Below are 17,444 nucleotides of genomic sequence, written 5' to 3'. Positions count from 1 at the left end.
CACCGCGCGCCATGACCGGCCCGCGCGGAGCCCGGGGGCGTCTCGGGTCCGTGTCTGTGTCGCGGCCCGTCGCCCGCCCCGTACGGCGCGCTTTTCCGGTACCTCTATGCGGGCCCCTGCGGCCCCGTGGGGCGCCGCACGGGGCGGGGCCGGGGCCCACGGAGGCCCGCGTAGGGGCAGGGGGCTGGGGCAGGGACCCGACGCGCAGGCGGCAGAGGAGCGTGGGTGCTCATCCGGCGGCGGCGCGGAACTTCTCCCACTGAGCCTGGACGATCTCGTCCGGGACACCCCCGATGTCCTCGCTGTCCGTGGTCTCGGCACGGAAGGAGAGAGTGGAGACGCCAGCCCGTACGACAGTCAGATATTCATAGAGTTTCGCCTTCCCTTGTACGTCGAGGATCGTGAACCGGTACGCCACCGCCTCGTCCCCCAGGTCGGGCGCGTCGGCCGACTCCACGGACAGATACCTCGCCCGCACGAGACCCCGGTCCTCGGTGAACCCGTCGGCGCACGACAGCGCCGCCGCGCGGAGCGCCCCGAGCACACCGGCCGCACCACGGGCGGCATACGTGCGCAGCTGAACGGCGACGGCGACGCCGTACGTCTCGTCAGCGTCCACGAGCCCGCGGTTCACCTCGGCCACGGGGGCGTGCGGAGTGGCTCCCTTGGCAAGGCTGACCATCGGCTGGCAGCCCACGGGCTCGGCGGTGTAGCCCTCACCGAGCGGAGCGCCGAGGGCGTAGGCGGAGGCGGTGTACGCGCCGATCCGCTCGCCGTCGGTGAAGGACGCGGCGGTGAGCCGTGAAGTGGTCAGGGGCGCGGGGCCGGGTGCGGAGAACGCTGCTGCGGGCGCGGGCTCCGTGTGTGTGACGCGCGGTCCGCCCTTCTCATCCCTCGCGTCTCTCCGGCCGTCCCCGGCCCCCCGGATCGCGGCGCTCTTCGCGGCGCCGGGGTCACTGCCGCCGCCGCTGGCACCCGGTGCGTCGCTGCGCGCGCCGACAACGCCGCACGCCGCCGTGCACGTGGCGACGAGTAGTGCGCCAACCATCGCGGCCACAAAGCGCCGCTGCCGCCGCTCCTTCTTCTCGCCCCGTTGACCGGCCCCGAACATTCCCCACCCGTCCTGAGTTGATCGCGCCCCACGCTCCGCGCCGTACGTGGGTGGCGGCGTCCTGACGGCCGCATTGTGCGCCCTGGGACGCATGAGGTCACGGAGGGCCGGGAGCACGGCGTTGCGGGAACGGCGCCTCGTCCGACGCACAGCGCCGAGCCGGGGAAGCAAGGAATCGTCAACCACGCCTTCAACTCTGGCCTGTTGAGCCACTCTCATTGACACGCCTGCCGCCCGGGCCGATCCTGAGAGCGCTCTCAGACTTTCTGTTCCCCCCACTGGAATCCACCTCCTAAGGAGGAAGAGCGTGCCCGCGCTACCGAAGGTACTGACTTACCTGGCCGCGACCGTGGTCTTCGCGACGGCGTTCACAGCGGCCGGCCCCGCGCCCGCTGCCACGGCCGACGCAAGCACCGCGACCGCGCCGTCGGCCGAAGCCGCGGTCCCCGCGACCATCCCGCTCACCATCAAGAACAGTTCCGCGCGCGGCGATCAGGTCTACATCTACAACATCGGAACGCAGCTCTCGACGGGCCGGCAGGGCTGGGCCGACGCGAACGGTACGTTCCACCCCTGGCCTGCCGGGGGCAATCCGCCCACCCCGGCACCGGACGCGTCGATCGCCGGTCCCGCCAACGGACAGTCGATGACCATCCGGATGCCGCAGTTCTCCGGCCGGGTCTACTTCTCGTACGGCCGGAAACTTGTCTTCAAGCTGACCACCGGCGGCCTCGTACAGCCCGCCGTGCAGAACCCGTCCGACCCGAACCGTGACATCCTCTTCAACTGGACCGAGTACACACTCAACGGCAGCGGACTCTGGATCAACAGCACCCAGGTCGACATGTTCTCGGCCCCGTACGCCGTGGGCGTCAAACTCCCGAACGGTACGACGAAGGCCACCGGCCACCTCAAGGCGGGCGGCTACAACGGCTTCTACGCGTCTCTGCGGGACCAGCCCGGCGGCTGGGCCAATCTGATCCAGACGCGCTCCGACGGCACCGTTCTGCGCGCTCTCGCACCCGGCCACGGCGTCGGGACGGGCACACTTCCGGCGTCCGTCATGAACGACTACATCAACCGCGTGTGGAGCAAGTACGCCTCCTCCACCCTGACGGTGACTCCGTTCACGGACCAGCCGAACACCAAGTACTTCGGCCGCGTCTCCGGCAACGTCATGAACTTCACCAACACCTCGGGCGCGGTCGTCACCTCGTTCCAGAAGCCCGACGCGGACAGCGTCTTCGGCTGCTACAAGTTCCTGGACGCCCCGAACGACGCCGTACGCGGCCCGATCTCGCGCACCCTGTGCGCGGGCTACAACCGCTCCACTCTCCTGACGAACCCCAACCAGCCCGACACCAGTGCGTCCGGCTTCTACCAGGACGCGGTGACCAACCACTACGCCCGGAAGATTCACGCGCAGATGGCGGACGGCAAGGCGTACGCCTTCGCCTTCGACGACGTCGGCAACCACGAGTCGCTGGTGACCGACAGCAACCCGCAGGAGGCGTTCATCACCCTAGATCCGTTCAGCTAAGAGGCAGAAGACAGGACTCGGACTGTTCTCGGACTTCATGGCAAAGGGAACAGTCCGGGCCGCTCTCTCACGGAGCTGTGAAGGGCGGTCATGATTGGGCCCGGCGTCCGGCGTGCTGGAACGCGCCGAACGCCTCGGGGAACGCCGGGAAGGCATTCCGTAGGCGGCCCAGGTCGTCGTAGGTCACCCGAAGCCCAGGTCGCCCAGAAGGGCACCGGTGCCCGAGCCGGCGCAGCACACGGGTCAGCGGCGTCAGGCGGCGGCGGCACATCTGCGGGGACCGGGGGGTCCGGGCGCCAGGTCCGGGAATCCGCACGGCGCCCCGGTCCGGCGCGGCGTGCGGGGCGTACGGGGCGGCTTGAGGCGCGCGGCGTACGGGGGCGTCGCGGCCGTACGGAGCGAGACGAAACCGTACGGTGCGCCGTGGCACCGTACGGGCCGGACCACATGCGCACCGTACTGTGCGTCCACGGCGCGCCCGTCGGTTGGCCCGGCGCGCCCTGGTACTCGCCCCGCCCCTCCCTTTCTGGTGACGGCCCGCGTCGCCCCGTACGGTGCGCCTCAGCGGTTCACCGGATCGGGCGGTGTGCGTTCTCGCGTTGTGACGGGCCCGGTGTCGCGTCCGCGATCCAGGGGCCCTCGCCGCTCGGGTCGACGATGCCGTCCTCCAGCCAGGCGTACGTACCCGACAGGACGCCGTTCACGACCTTGTGGTCCAGATCGTCCGTGTTGGACCAGAGCCGCGTGAAAAGCGCCTCGACACGGATCCGGGCCTGCTCGCAGAAGACATCGGCCAGTTGGTATGCCTCGCGGCCGTGGTCGCCGCTCGTACGCAGCAGTTCGGCCCGTACACACGCGGCGCTCATAGCGAACAGCTCCGCACCGATGTCCACGATCCGGCCGAGAAAGCCCTGTTTGGTCTCCATGCGACCCTGCCAGCGCGACATGGCGTAGAAGGTGGAACGGGCGAGCTTACGGGCGGTGCGCTCGACGTACCGCAGATGAGACGAAAGGTCCGGGTGCCCGGCCGGGTGGAACGCCGCGTACGAACTGGGCAGTTGCCCCGGCCCGGTCACCAGCTTCGGCAGCCAACGGGCGTAGAACTTCCCCGCCTTCGCCCCCGCCCTGGCCTTGTCCTGGAGGGATTTATCGGGATCGATGATGTCACCGGCCACCGCGAGATGGGCGTCGACGGCCTCGCGGGCGATCAGCAGGTGCATGATCTCCGTGGAGCCCTCGAAGATCCGGTTGATGCGCAGGTCGCGGAGCATCTGCTCGGCCGGTACGGCGCGTTCACCGCGGGCCGCCAAGGAGTCCGCCGTCTCGAAGCCACGGCCGCCACGGATCTGGACCAGTTCGTCCGCCATCAGCCAGGCCATCTCGGAACCGTACAGTTTGGCGAGGGCGGCCTCGATCCTGATGTCGTTGCGGTCCTCGTCGGCCATCTGGGAAGAGAGGTCGACAACCGCCTCCAGCGCGAACGTGGTGGCGGCGATGAACGAGATCTTCGTCGCCACGGCCTCGTGACGGGCCACCGGCTTGCCCCACTGCTCGCGCGCGGCCGACCACTCGCGGGCGATCTTCAGACACCATTTTCCCGCGCCCACGCACATCGCGGGCAGGGAGAGACGGCCGGTGTTGAGCGTGGTGAGTGCGATCTTGAGACCCGCGCCCTCGGGGCCGATGCGGTTCGCGGCGGGGACGCGGACCTGGTGGAAGCGGGTGACGCCGTTCTCCAGGCCGCGCAGCCCCATGAAGGCGTTGCGGTTCTCGACCGTGATGCCAGGGGAGTCCGCCTCGACGACGAACGCGGTGATGCCGCCCTTCCGGCCCTCCTCCCGAGGGACCCGGGCCATCACCACGAGCAGATCGGCGACGACGCCGTTGGTCGTCCACAGCTTCACGCCGTCGAGTACATACGTGTCGCCGTCAGGGACGGCCGTCGTGGCCAGCCGGGCCGGGTCGGAACCCACGTCGGGCTCGGTGAGCAGGAACGCCGAGATGTCACTACGGGCCAGGCGCGGCAGGAAGAGGTCCTTCTGCTCCTGGGTGCCGAAGATCTTGAGTGGCTGCGGTACGCCGATCGACTGATGGGCCGAGAGCAGCGCCCCGACGGCGGGACTGGCGGTGCCGACGAGCGCCAGGGCCTTGTTGTAGTACACCTGGGTGAGACCGAGCCCGCCGTACTTGGTGTCGATCTTCATGCCGAGCGCGCCCAGTTCCTTGAGGCCGTTGATCACACCGTCGGGAATTTTTGCGTCGCGCTCGATCAGCGCGCCGTCGATGCGTGTCTCGCAGAACGCGCGCAGCTTCGCGAGAAACTCCTCACCGCGCCTGACGTCCTCGGGTGCCGGCATCGGGTGCGGATGGATGAGGTCGAGACGGAAGCGGCCGAGGAACATCTCCTTCGCGAAGCTGGGCTTGCGCCAGCCCTGTTCACGGGCGGCTTCGGCGACCTGCCGCGCTTCGCGTTCGGAGACCTTGGGCTTTCCCTGTGCTTCTTGTGGTTTCCGTGGTTCCTGGGGCGTGGACGCTGCTCAGGGTGCGGATGGGGCGGACATGAGGAACTCACCTCGCCGCGGAGTCGGGGCCAAGGACGATGCCTGGCGGTGTGGGCCGGTAAGCGGCAGTGCGGGACATGCCGACATACCGGTGATGGTGTCGATATACCGACTGTTGCTACTCGTCCGTATCTACCCGATTCCCACCGCACGCACCAGTCGTGGAATGGACCGCTTCGGCCCCGTACCCGCACCGTCTCCCCGCCCGCCCGGTACTGCCCATAGTCCAAACGGAGTCCGAACGGAGTCCGAACGTACGTACGGCAGCGGCCGGAGCCTGCTGCTGTAGGCTCCGGCCGCTGCCGTCAGTGGTGCGTACGCCCCGTACGGTGCCCCCGCACGCCTGGTGCGGGGGCACCGTACGGGGGGCGTACAGGGGCGCCCCGCGCGGGCCTACAGGTCCAGGCCCGTGAACACGAGGACGCGCTCGTACGTGTAGTCGTCCATCGCGTACCGCACCCCCTCGCGGCCCACTCCGGACTGCTTGGCGCCCCCGTACGGCATCTGGTCGGCGCGGTACGAGGGAACGTCCCCGACGACCACGCCGCCGACCTCCAAGGCGCGGTGGGCGCGGAACGCGGCCTTCAGGTCATGGGTGAAGACGCCGGCCTGAAGGCCGTACTTGGAGTCGTTCACCCGCTCGAACGCCTCCCTCTCACTCTCGACGCGGCGGAGGGTGAGAACGGGGCCGAAGACCTCCTCGCAGGCGAGGGTGGTGTCCTCGGGGACGTCGGTGAGGACGGTGGGCGCGTAGCTCGCCCTGTCGCGCTTGCCGCCCGTGAGGAGCTGCGCGCCGGCCCGTACGGCCTCGTCGACCCACGACTCGACGCGCTTGGCGGCATCCTCGCTCACGAGGGGCCCCACATCGGTGGCCTCGTCCTCGGGGTCACCGGTGACCTGAGCCTCGACGGCAGCGACGATGCGGGGCACGAGGCGCTCGTACACCGTCGCGTCCGCGATCACGCGCTGCACAGAGATGCAGGACTGGCCGCCCTGGTAGTTCGAGAATGTGGCGATCCGCGCCGCGGCCCAGTCGAGGTCCTTGTCGCTCGCGTAGTCCGCGAGGACGACGGCCGCGCCGTTGCCACCGAGTTCGAGGGTGCAGTGCTTGCGCGGGACAGAGTCCATGATCGCGTAGCCGACCTTGTCGGAACCGGTGAAGGAGATCACCGGCAGCCGCTCGTCCTGCACGAGGGCAGGCATCCGGTCGTTGGGCACGGGCAGTACGGACCACGCGCCCGAGGGGAGGTCGGTCTCCGCGAGCAGTTCGCCGATGAGGAGTCCGGAGAGCGGCGTCGCCGGGGCGGGCTTGAGGACGATCGGGGCGCCCGCGGCGATGGCCGGGGCGATCTTGTGGGCACAGAGGTTGAGCGGGAAGTTGAACGGCGCGATACCGAGAACGACGCCGCGGGGGAAGCGACGGGTCAGGGCGAGGCGGCCGGTACCGCCCGCGTCGGTGTCGAGCCGCTGCGCGTCACCGGCATTGAAACGGCGGGCCTCCTCGGCGGCGAACCGAAAGACGGAAACGGCGCGGCCGACCTCGCCGCGAGCCCACTTCAGGGGCTTGCCGTTCTCGGCGGAGATCAGCCGGGCGATCTCCTCGGTGCGCTCGACGAGGCGGCGCGATACGTGGTCAAGGGCGGCGGCCCGTACATGTGCGGGCGTCGCGGCGAACTCGTCGACCACCGCGTACGCGGCGGCGACGGCTTCCTCGACCTGCGAGTCGGTCGGCAGGGCGACAGTTCCGACGAGTCGGCCGTCCCAGGGGGAGGTGACATCGAGGGTGTCCTCCCCGGTGGCCTGACGGCCGGCGAGCCAGAAAGCGTGGGTGGAAGTCATTGCGAGTCCGGGCCCTTCCGAGGAGACGGCGTACGCATCCCACGGTAGGGCTGCGGAGGCGTGAGGCGGATTGTCCGTAGTGGAGTGGTGCGATCGAGGTTGTGCTACGCAATGTCATACGTAAGGTTGAGCGGGAACGGGCCGGGCCGGAGCGAGGCCGAATGATGACGGGGCGGAACCGGTCCGTCCGTGTGGCAACACGGGCGGCACGGCTACAGGGAGCCGATTCCGCAGCGCACGGGGCGCGAGGGCGCAACCTATAGGGGCGCGGAAGCGGGGGCGGCGGTCCGCCGCGCGCGCCGTACGGCGCGCGCGGCTTCCAATGACCAACTTACGGACAAGTGAGCCCTGGATGCGCCCACCTCTCCCCGCGCCCGTTGGTCCAGTCGCTGGTCCGGCGCCCCGTCCGCCCCGGCGCTGCGCACGCCCCGTACGCCGCCGCCTCGCTCCCCGCCGGCAGGCGCGTGGTGATCCCAACCAGGCGTGTGGCTAATCCCGCTGTTCCCGAGCCTCAGAGGCCTCCGGAGCCGAAGGGGCGGGCATCGTCGGCGACGCCGTCGTCTTCAGCGCCAGCCACAGCTCCATCCGCACGTCCGGGTCGTCCAGTGAACGGCCGAGGATCTCCTCCACCCTGCGCATGCGGTAACGGAGCGTATGACGGTGCACGCCCAGGTCGGCCGCCGCGGCGTCCCACTGACCGTGGCGGGACAACCATGCCCGCAGCGACGCCACCAGATCACCGCGCCCCTTAGCGTCGTGGTCACGCAACGCCCGCAGCATCCCCTCCGCGAAGGCCCGCACCGCGTCGTCCGCCAGGAGAGGCAGGATCGATCCCGCAGCCAGTTCCTCGTGCTCGACGAGCGCCATGCCGCGCCGCCGGGCCACCGACAGCGCCTGCTCGGCCTGTTTGTAGGCGCCGGCCGTCGCGATCGGCCCCGTAGGCGCGGAGAGGCCGATGACGACGCCTGTCTCCTCGGCTTCCAGCAGCGCGTATCCCGTCATGGAGGCAGCCACCGCGCCGCCGTCGGAGGCCACCGCAGCGAGGCGGTGTTCACCGTCCGGGACCACGAGTACCGCCTCGCCCGCTCGTGAGGCCACCGCCTCGACGGCGTCCGTCAGCGCCTGGAGCGGATGGTCCGTCTCTTTGCCCTCCTGCGCGGCAGCGGCGCTTGCGGCGCCCGGGGTGGACTCCGCGATCAGTAGCCGGAACGGGGCGTCGAGCAGTCCTCCGTACAGGTCCCCCGCCACTGTCCGCGCGTGGTCCGGCTGGCCGGACAGCAGCATGCGCAGCACCGCGGCGCCCAGCCGCTGCTCGGCCGCCTGGAGGGCTCGTGAACGCTCCGTCGTCAGCGTCAGCAGCGCGACCGCGGAGTGCACCGCGTACCGCTCGGCGGTGCCCAGTGCCGCCCCCGTACCGACCGCGAGGGCGCCGCGGACACGTCTGCCCGTGCCGAGCGACTGAAGTTCGACGCGGTCCTCCGCACCCCCCGACCTGTCGCCCGCGTCCACCCCGCCGACCACCGCGCTCGCGGGCGCGGGGCGCTCGCCCAGCCGCTCGACCTCGACCGTCAGCCGGGCCGCCCTCCGTGCCGCCCATTCGGGCGCGGCGGCGACAACGGCGCCGGATGCGTCGTACAGCGCCGCCCAGCCGTCCACGTGCGCCGCGAGCCGCTCCAGCAGCGCTGCGGGACCTTGGGAGAGCGCCGCGCGCGTGAGCTCGCGCTGGACCTCGAACCCCGCGGTCACGGCGCGGTACTGGTCGGCCGCGAGCGCCGCCGAGACCGCCTTGCTGATGGCGAGGAACGGCGTACGCCGCGGTACGCCGAGCAGGGGCAGATCCGCCTCGCGTGCCGCTCCGACAAGCGCCTCGGGGATGTCCTCGTAGTTGACGCCGACGGCGAAGCCGAGCCCGGCGACCCCGGCGTCCGCCAGCCGCCGCACGTATCGCCGCATCGCCCCAGGGTCCGCGGCGTCCAGGGTCGTCGCCGTGATGAGGAGCAGTTCGCCGCCCTCCATGTACGGGACGGGGTCGGGCAGCTCGCTGGCGTGGACCCAGCGGACAGGCGTGCTCAGCCGGTCCTCCCCCGCGTGCACGGTGAGATGGAGCGCCGAATGCTGGACGAGCGAGGCGAGGGTGGGCGGCATGGTGGAACCGTAGGACCTTCGGCAGCGGAGGGGCAGGGCGACGGACACGGGCCGATCAGGTGGCGGAGCATGCATCGGCCCCAATGCGAGGCCACACAACATTTCGCCGTCTTGTAGTAACGGCATGGTCCGATTCTGCCAGCCTGTACGAAGTCGGGCGTCCTGACGACTATGGACCGCACCCGTCCAGCGCGCTCAGTTGCGCTCAGTTGCGCAGGTCGACCAGGAGAGGTGGCGCGTACTCGCCATTCACCGTCCGCAGCGAGAGGATCGCGTGGCCCGCCGGCACCGAGTGCGCCAGTTCGGAGGCCGACCAGCGCTCCCTTTCGACCTTCCGTACGGTCACGGCGTCCGTGGTCACAGCCTTGCCGGTGACCAGTTTGCGGAAGGCGTGGATGGCTCGGGTCAGTGGCTGGTCCGCGAAGACGGTGCGCTGCGTGACGTCGCGCGTCTCCACCCACTCGGTGCCCCACGCCTCCGCGAAGCGCTTACCGTCCCAGGTGGTGATACCGGAGAAGGCCATGCGGCAACCGACGGCCCCGAGCAGCGCGGTGTGCAGCGCCTCGGGCACGTCGTCGAGGGTGCGCAGCGTGAGCACGGCGCCCGCGTTCACCGACCGGAGGCGCTGCACGCCGCGCAGGGTTTCGGGGGTGAGGGTGCGCGTCGCGTCGTCCAGGACGAGACAGGCGAAGAGCGACCGGTCGGCCCGGGTCGCGGCGTTCGCCGTGAACTGGGCGAGGACGATCCTGGCCAGCATCCGTGACGCCTCGGCGTGCCCGCGTTCTGGCAGGTCGATGCGGACGCGCAGCGGGTGTTCCAGGGTGCACAGGGAGAACGGCCGGGTCCTGCCGTTGGTGTCGAAGAAGCCCGCGAAGGCGGGCCGGTCGAGCAGCGCGACCCGGTCGGCGAGCGCCCGTCCCGGGTCCCCGGGCACACCGGACTGCCGTTCGCGGGCGTCGAGCTCGCGCCGCATGGCGACGTGCCCCTCGGCGTCCAAGGCATCCCGCAGTACGGCGAGTGCGGCGGGCTCACCGTCGAGCAGCTCGCGCAGCTCCGGTACGGCGGGCAGCCGACCGTGCGCGGCGCGGAACGGCCCCAGGAGCTGCGCGAGGGCCGTGGACGCCCGCCGGCTGTCGGTATCCGCGAGATCGCCCACGAGGCCCTCAGCGAGGACGACAGCGGCCTCGTCGGGGTCATTGGCGCCGCCGTACAGATCGAGGTCGTACACCGAGTCCGGATCACCGAGCCGGACGACGACGTCGTAGGCACTGTCCGGCCCGAGTTGCGTGCCGGTGGCACAGACAGCGATGACGGCGGCCTGCCCGGCGAGCGCCTGGAGCGACAGCGACTCGACGACGGGGCGTACCAAGGCGTGCGTCTTTCCGGCGCCGGGGGGCCCGACGGCGAGCAGCGAGGTACCCAGCAGAACCGGGTCCAGCGCGAGCCCCGTCCCCCTGCGGGCGTACGGGTTGCGTTCACCGTCGTGGACGGTGCCGAGCCTGACCTGCCGTACGAGCAGATCGTGCCGGGCCGCGCGGACGGGCAGATCACGCTTGCCCGAAGGATGGACACAGGCGCCCGCACCGTCGCCCCGTACCGCCTCGCCGAAGGCCGTCAGGCGCGAGGGGTCGGCCCGTACGGAGTGCCAGGCGCGGCGGATCCGGGCGTAGTCGACGTCGTTCATCCGCCCGCTCCGTATCTCGGAGGTAAGGCGCGCAGCGATGTCGCTCTGCCCCGCGGTCCGCAGTTCGGGCCACTCGGTGAGATCGTCCTCTGGCTGCGGGGTCGGCGGGGCGGCCTCCTTTGGAGTCGCGCCGGGGCCGCGGCCGACGACGCGCCGAGCCAGTTCAGGCCAGCGGCCGAGGCGGCCGAAGAGGAAGAGCATTCCACCGATGAACAGCGCGTAGTAGACGTAAGACGCGACAACTGAGGCCATCGTGGCGCGCCAGGAATCAGGAGTGAACATGTAGAGCGGCCAGAGCCAGAAACCGCCCAGATAACCGTTCCACAACAGTGACCAGAGCAGCAGACCAGCCAGGAACGAGATCAGCGCCCCGCTCACGAGTTGCCGCAGGGGTGTCAGCTCCGGTTCCTCGGCAGGTCGCGCCCGGTGGCCGTACGTCCAGGTTCCCGGCGCGTCCGGGAGCCGTGGGACGCGCAGCCACTCCGCCAGGGTCGGGCCGGAGCGTGGCGCGTGCCCCGGCGCGGGGGGCGGGGCCGATTCGAGCGGTGCCGAGGGCGGCATGGGCGGCGGCGCCGCCGGGCGCGGCTCGGGGGCGCGTGTGCCCTGTGCGTCGTGTGTGCCGTCGCTGTCCATGTGAACTCCCGCCCCCTGTGCAGTCCGCCCTGTTGTACCCGCCCAATGTATTGCCACCGCCATGCGTTGAGCGGGTGGCCCACCGCCGCCGTCCCGCCCGCGCGGCGCCGTTGCCCCCCCCTCCGCGCCGTACGGGGCGCCGCCCCCGGCACGGAACCAGGTCGCTATGTCCGCCGCGGACAACGACACGCCCTCACCACTCCCGATCGGAGCATGCCCGCTTTCCTCTCTCGCCCCTAGCCTGCGGAGAAAGAACCGGAATACCCCCAGGAGCCCCTCATGACCGCCATTCCGCAGGAGCGCCGCGTCGTCACCGACATCCCCGGACCCAAGTCGCGGGAGCTGCAGACCCGCCGTACCGCCGCGGTCGCCGCAGGTGTGGGGTCCGTGCTGCCCGTCTTCGCCGCGCGCGCCGGCGGCGGCATCCTTGAGGACGTGGACGGCAACCGGCTGATCGACTTCGGTTCCGGTATCGCCGTGACTTCGGTCGGCGCCAGCGCCGAGGCGGTCGTACGCCGCGCCGTCGCCCAGCTCGCGGACTTCACCCACACCTGTTTCATGGTCACGCCGTACGAGGGGTACGTGGAGGTCTGCGAGCAGCTCGCCGAGCTGACGCCGGGCGACCACCCCAAGAAATCGGCCCTCTTCAACTCGGGAGCCGAGGCGGTGGAGAACGCCGTCAAGATCGCCCGTGCGCACACCAAGCGCCAGGCCGTCGTCGTGTTCGACCACGGTTATCACGGCCGCACGAATCTCACCATGGCACTGACCTCAAAGAACATGCCGTACAAGAACGGCTTCGGGCCGTTCGCGCCTGAGGTCTACCGCGTACCGGTCGCCTACGGCTACCGCTGGCCGACCGGTCCCGAGAACTGCGGAGCCGAGGCGTCCGCCCAGGCCATCGACCAGATCAGCAAGCAGATCGGCGCTGACAACGTCGCCGCGATCATCATCGAGCCCGTACTCGGCGAAGGCGGCTTCATCGAGCCGGCGAAGGGGTTCCTGCCCGCACTCGCTCGGTTCGCCCGGGAGAACGGCATCGTTTTCGTCGCGGACGAGATCCAGTCGGGCTTCTGCCGCACCGGCCAGTGGTTCGCGTGTGAGGACGAAGACGTCGTCCCGGACCTGATCACCACGGCGAAGGGGATCGCGGGCGGCCTTCCGCTTGCCGCCGTCACCGGCCGCGCCGAGATCATGGATGCCGCGCACGCGGGCGGCCTCGGCGGTACGTACGGCGGGAACCCGGTGGCCTGCGCCGCCGCGCTCGGCTCCATCGAGACGATGAAGGAGCTGGATCTCAACGCGAAGGCGCGCCTTATCGAGAGGGTCATGAAGGACCGTCTCTCCGCGCTGCGGGAGAAGTACGACGTGATCGGCGATGTCCGCGGGCGCGGCGCGATGATCGCGGTCGAGCTGGTGAAGGACCGCGACACCAAGGAGCCGGACCCGCAGTCGACTGCGGCGCTCGCCAAGGCGTGCCACGCGGAGGGGCTGCTGGTCCTCACCTGCGGCACGTACGGCAACGTCCTGCGTTTCCTGCCTCCCCTGGTGATCGGGGAGGAACTGCTGAACGAGGGCTTGGACATCATCGAGCGGGCGCTCGCCTCTCTCTGAGCCCTTTGAGCCGTCCGACAGGGAAGCGGCGCCCTCGACCGTCTCAGAGTCCCTTGTAGGGCCCTCTGCGCCCCGTACGCCGCGCCATGGTGCACCATGGCGCGGCCTAGGCGCCGTCGTAGCGCTCCCGCGGCGTGCTCGGGGCCATCACACCGGTGAGAGCCTGTGAAGAAGGTGTGGGAGGGCCATGGCGGGATAGGTTTCCGGCTGTTGGAGTTCCCTGTGCTGACGTACGGTTTTGCCAGATGAGAGAAACACCCCGCTCACAGGGAACTGCACAGGAACCTGTGGGCGATACCAATGCGAGGCATCCCCAGCGTCGCCTTGGTCGTGCCTTCGCGCACATCACTGGAGCTTCTGGCTCTGGATCTCCTCACCGATCGGATGGCCGCTCGCCCCAAACCCCCCGGGGCGCGCGGTACACCGGTCCTGACGGCCGCCCCGGAACAACCCCCCCTGTTCCCGGGCGGCCGCCTCTTTTCTCCCCTCGCGCTCTCACGGCGCTCGCCGTGTGCACGGTCCTCTTCGCCCTCATCACGTGGCAGACGGCCGTCGGCGGGCCGTTGCGTACCGTCGACGAACGGATCGGTCTCGCGCTCTCCGGCAAGGGGCCGGAACCATTGACGCAGTTCCTCTCCGACCTCGGCGGCATGCCGGTCGCCCTGCCCGTACTGGCTCTCGCGCTCGGCGTGGCGCTACGGCGCGGGCAGCGCGCACGGCCGCTGGGGGCCGGCGTCGCGATGGTCGGCGTTCCCGCCCTGGTCGTACCGCTCAAGATGTGGATCGACCGGCCGGGCCCGCTCACGGACGCGACCGGCTACTACCCGTCGGGGCACACGGCGACGGCGATGGTCGCGTACGGCGGCGCCGCGCTGCTCCTCGCCCCGTACGCCGGCCGGAACAGGACGCTGCCCGTCGCGGCGCTGCTCACCCTGGCAACGGGCGTGGGCCTCGTACTGCGCGGCTACCACTGGCCGCTGGACGTCCTCGGGAGCCTGGCGCTGTGCGGGATACTGCTCCTCCTTAAAGAGGCGGCGATCCGCGGATTCCGCTCGCGCCCACACGAGCGCGAAACACGATCAGGAGCGTGACGGCGAACGCGAGCGGGGCGCCTCTTCGCGTCGCGCCGGGCTCAGCGCCACGGCGGACCCTCCGGCCGATCGGCCAGCTGCCGGCCCGAGGTGGTGACCTCCGGCCGGAACCAAGCGCACCCGTCGCTACCCGGCGCCGCCCTCCCACGTGCCCCCTCCGCGTGCCATACCCGCAGCCGCCTCGTGCATCGCCAGCTCCAGCAGCGCCGCGTCCGTGAGGGTCCCAGCGCCGTCCGGCGGGATCAGCCAGCGCACCCCGCCGTTCGCCCGTCCCGGGTACGGGACGACGATCCAGGTGCCGCGGCCTGCGCCCCGCACCCCCGTACCGATCCAGCGCGCGACCGTGCCCGGCGGCACGAAGAAACCCATCCGGGCGTCGCCGAAGTCGGCGAGTACCGGACCGGGGCGGTCGACGAGCCGCGTCAGCACGTCGAGTGTCGGGTAGCCGAGGTCACCCGGCAGGATCAGTACGTCCCAGCGCCTGCCGGCCGGAAGCAGAGCCACTCCGTTCGGGCTGCGCTCCCATTCCCACCGGCAGGCGTCGGGATCCGGTGCCACCGATGCCAGCCATTCCACCGCGCTCTTTGCCCCCGAGCCAGTCATCTGCCCGGCCTCCCATCCGTGTTGTTGGACAGTCTGTCCACAAGGAGGAGGTCGGTGGGGCGGATCGATTACGCGGGTTCTGTGCACCATCTTCCGGTGATCTGACTCACAAGCTCTGATATTGGAGAGGGCGCGTCGGAACCCGTTCGCGGCGCTTACTACGCGCTGCGCACGGCGTAGTGCGGCGCGGCGCACCGTACCGTCGCCCCGTGCGACGCGCACAGCCCTCCGCCCTCAGCCCCGGCCGTGTCCCAGCGCTCGGCCCCAGCCTCCGTTTCAACTGTCGAAACCCAGCCCGAGTCGGTCCATCGTCCGCAGCCAGATGTTGCGCCGGCCGTCGCGGGCGTCCGCGCGCGCCAGCGACCACCGAGTAAGACCGATCCCGGCCCACGCGAAGGGTTCGGGCGGGAACGGCAGCGGCTTGTCCCGGACCATGGCCAGATCGGTGCGCTCCGTCAGCTCCCCCGCGAGGAGGTCGAGCAGCACGTCGCCGCCGAAGCGCGTCGCGCCGACCCCCAGGCCGGTGTAACCCGCCGCGTACGCCACCCGGCCGCCGTACGCCGTGCCGAAGAACGCCGAGAACCGTGAGCACGTGTCGATCGCCCCGCCCCACGCGTGGCTGAAGCGCACGCCCTCCAACTGCGGGAAGCAGCGGAAGAAGTGGGCGGCGAGTTTGAGGTAGGTCTCCGGGCGCCGCTCCATCTCGGAACCGAGCCGGCCACCGTACGGGTAGATCGCGTCGTAACCACCCCACAGGACACGGTGGTCGGTGGTGATCCTGAAGTAGTGGAACTGGTTGGCGCTGTCCCCCAGTCCCTGGCGGTTGCGCCAGCCGATCGCGCCCCGTTGCCGCGCCGTGAGGGGCTCCGTCATCAGGGCGTAGTCGTATACCGGGACGGTGTAGGGGCGCGCCCGCCTGACCAGTGACGGGAAGACATTGGTACCGAGCGCGACGCGCCGGGCAAAGACCCGTCCGTAGGGGGTACGGACGGCCATTCCTGCGCCGTACCGGGCCAGCGCCTGGCCGCGGGTGTTCTCGTAGATGCGTACGCCCAGTTCCGCGCAAGCCCGCTTGAGGCCCCAGGCGAGCCGCGCCGGGTCCAGCATGGCCACGCCGCGCCGGTCCCACAGCCCGCCAAGGAAGGTCGGCGAGTCGACCTCGGCGCGCACCGCGTCGCGGTCGAGGAGTTCGAGGCCCATGCCGCCGAGCCGTGTCCGCTCCTCGTACAGCTCACGGAGTCCGTCGAGCTGGTACGGCTCCGTGGCGATGTCGATCTCGCCGGTGCGCTCGAAGGCGCAGTCGATGCCGTACCGTGCGACGGCTGCTTCGATGGCGTCGAGGTTGCGCTCGCCCAGCTCTTCCAGCGTGCGCAGTTCGTCGGGCCAGCGGGCGAGCCCGTTGCCGAAGCCATGGGTGAGGGAGGCCGCGCAGAAGCCTCCGTTGCGGCCTGAGGCGGCCCAGCCCACCTCGTGGCCCTCTATCAGCACAACGTCGCGCTCCGGTGCCCGCTCCTTGGCCAGGAGGGCGGTCCACAGTCCGCTGTAGCCACCGCCCACGACGAGCAGGTCACAGTGCTCGTCGCCGGTGAGTGCGGCGCACGCGACCGGCCGGTCCGGGGAGTCCAGCCAGTACGGTACGGGGCGCGCGTCGGCGAGGGACGTCGCGGCGGCGTCGCGCACGGCGCCAGGGTTCACGGCCATGTGTCCGGCTCCTTACTCCTGCGAACAGCTCCGGATGCAGGCTCTTTCCGGATGCGGACTGCTGTCGAATCGGACCGCTGTGGACGCGGGCGGTCAATGAAGCCGTTCAGACGGTCGCAGCGGTCTTCTTCCGCCGGTTGCCGACCATCTGGCCGATGACCACCATCAGTACGGCGATGATGAACATCGCCGTCCCGATGACATTGATCTGTACAGGCGTGCCGCGCTGCGCGGAGCCCCATACGAACATCGGGAAGGTCACGGTCGATCCGGCGTTGAAGTTGGTGATGATGAAGTCGTCGAACGAGAGCGCGAAGGCGAGCAGCGCTCCCGCCACGATCCCGGGCGCGGCGATCGGCAGGGTGACCCGTACGAAGGTCTGCACCGGCCCCGCGTAGAGGTCGCGCGCCGCTTCTTCGAGGCGGGGGTCCATGGACATGACGCGCGCCTTGACAGCGGTCACGACGAAGCTGAGGCAGAACATGATGTGGGCGATCAGGACCGTCCAGAAGCCGAGTTGCGCGCCCATGTTGAGGAAGAGCGTCAGCAGGGACGCCGCCATCACGACCTCGGGCATCGCCATCGGCAGAAAGATCAGCGAGTTGATCGAGCCGCGCGCCCGGAAGCGGTAGCGGACCAGCGCGAAGGCGATCATGGTGCCGAGGACGGTCGCGCCGAGCGTCGCCCAAGCGGCGATCCGAAGCGAGAGCAACAGCGACCCGCACAGGTCGGCGACTCCGCACGGATCCTTCCAGGCGTCCAGGGAGAAGCGCTGCCACGCGTAGTTGAAGCGGCCGTTCGGCTTGTTGAAGGAAAAGACCATCACGACGACATTGGGCACGATCATGTAGCCGAGCGTCAGCACGCCGGCGATCACCACCACGTTGCGCCGTATCCAGCGTGTCATGGCGGTGAGGCCGCC

10 protein-coding genes and 1 pseudogene are annotated in these 17,444 nt (G+C 70.4%); 3 read left to right on the top strand and 8 right to left on the bottom strand.

Translation table 11 applies throughout. The features are described 5' to 3' along the window. Positions 1-229 precede the first annotated feature (229 nt). Positions 230-1,048, bottom strand: coding sequence for a hypothetical protein (locus ACFXPL_RS28095; protein WP_384924757.1), 819 nt, complete (start codon positions 1,046-1,048; stop codon positions 230-232). Between the two features lie 370 nt (positions 1,049-1,418). Between ACFXPL_RS28095 and ACFXPL_RS28090 the strand changes: the two genes are divergently transcribed. Beyond that, positions 1,419-2,651 (top strand): glycoside hydrolase family 64 protein, encoded by a 1,233-nt coding sequence (locus ACFXPL_RS28090; protein WP_384924755.1) that lies wholly within the window; start codon positions 1,419-1,421, stop codon positions 2,649-2,651. A gap of 569 nt (positions 2,652-3,220) precedes the next feature. On the opposite strand, the pseudogene ACFXPL_RS28085 reads toward ACFXPL_RS28090, so the two are convergent. From ACFXPL_RS28085 to ACFXPL_RS28070, 4 genes and pseudogenes are all read right to left on the bottom strand, one after another. Further along, positions 3,221-5,140, bottom strand: a pseudogene (locus ACFXPL_RS28085) (acyl-CoA dehydrogenase family protein); the annotation flags it as partial. Positions 5,141-5,605: 465 nt separating this feature from the next. Next, the gene (locus ACFXPL_RS28080) at positions 5,606-7,051 is read right to left on the bottom strand and encodes an aldehyde dehydrogenase family protein (protein ID WP_384924753.1); all 1,446 of its coding nucleotides are present in this window, start codon (positions 7,049-7,051) and stop codon (positions 5,606-5,608) included. Positions 7,052-7,540: 489 nt separating this feature from the next. After that, positions 7,541-9,196, bottom strand: coding sequence for a PucR family transcriptional regulator (locus ACFXPL_RS28075; RefSeq protein ID WP_384924751.1), 1,656 nt, complete (start codon positions 9,194-9,196; stop codon positions 7,541-7,543). Positions 9,197-9,401: 205 nt separating this feature from the next. Then, positions 9,402-11,513, bottom strand: a complete 2,112-nt coding sequence (locus ACFXPL_RS28070) for an ATP-binding protein (RefSeq protein ID WP_384924749.1) — start codon at positions 11,511-11,513, stop codon at positions 9,402-9,404. A gap of 279 nt (positions 11,514-11,792) precedes the next feature. On the opposite strand from ACFXPL_RS28070, the gene gabT reads away from it, so the two are divergent. Both gabT and ACFXPL_RS28060 read left to right on the top strand, forming a co-directional pair. Further along, positions 11,793-13,127: a 4-aminobutyrate--2-oxoglutarate transaminase gene (gene gabT / locus ACFXPL_RS28065; protein WP_384924747.1), complete on the top strand. Its 1,335-nt coding sequence runs from the start codon at positions 11,793-11,795 to the stop codon at positions 13,125-13,127. A gap of 509 nt (positions 13,128-13,636) precedes the next feature. Continuing rightward, the gene (locus ACFXPL_RS28060) at positions 13,637-14,218 is read left to right on the top strand and encodes a phosphatase PAP2 family protein (RefSeq protein ID WP_384924745.1); all 582 of its coding nucleotides are present in this window, start codon (positions 13,637-13,639) and stop codon (positions 14,216-14,218) included. A gap of 126 nt (positions 14,219-14,344) precedes the next feature. Here ACFXPL_RS28060 and ACFXPL_RS28055 read toward each other — a convergent pair whose 3' ends face one another. The 3 genes from ACFXPL_RS28055 to ACFXPL_RS28045 all read right to left on the bottom strand — a co-directional run bounded on the left by ACFXPL_RS28055 (position 14,345) and on the right by ACFXPL_RS28045 (position 17,429). Then, positions 14,345-14,821: a hypothetical protein gene (locus tag ACFXPL_RS28055; RefSeq protein WP_384924743.1), complete on the bottom strand. Its 477-nt coding sequence runs from the start codon at positions 14,819-14,821 to the stop codon at positions 14,345-14,347. Between the two features lie 276 nt (positions 14,822-15,097). Next, positions 15,098-16,522 carry an NAD(P)/FAD-dependent oxidoreductase gene (locus ACFXPL_RS28050; RefSeq protein ID WP_384924741.1) on the bottom strand — a complete coding sequence of 475 codons (1,425 nt, stop codon included), beginning with the start codon at positions 16,520-16,522 and terminating at the stop codon, positions 15,098-15,100. 106 nt (positions 16,523-16,628) lie between these two features. Next, positions 16,629-17,429, bottom strand: a complete 801-nt coding sequence (locus ACFXPL_RS28045) for an ABC transporter permease (protein WP_384924739.1) — start codon at positions 17,427-17,429, stop codon at positions 16,629-16,631. Between the last annotated feature and the right edge of the window lie 15 nt (positions 17,430-17,444).

This window comes from Streptomyces sp. NPDC059092 (assembly GCF_042756365.1).
Lineage (GTDB): Bacteria > Actinomycetota > Actinomycetes > Streptomycetales > Streptomycetaceae > Streptomyces.
Note: the sequence above shows the minus strand (reverse complement) of the source record. Positions and strands in the feature narration are given on the sequence as shown.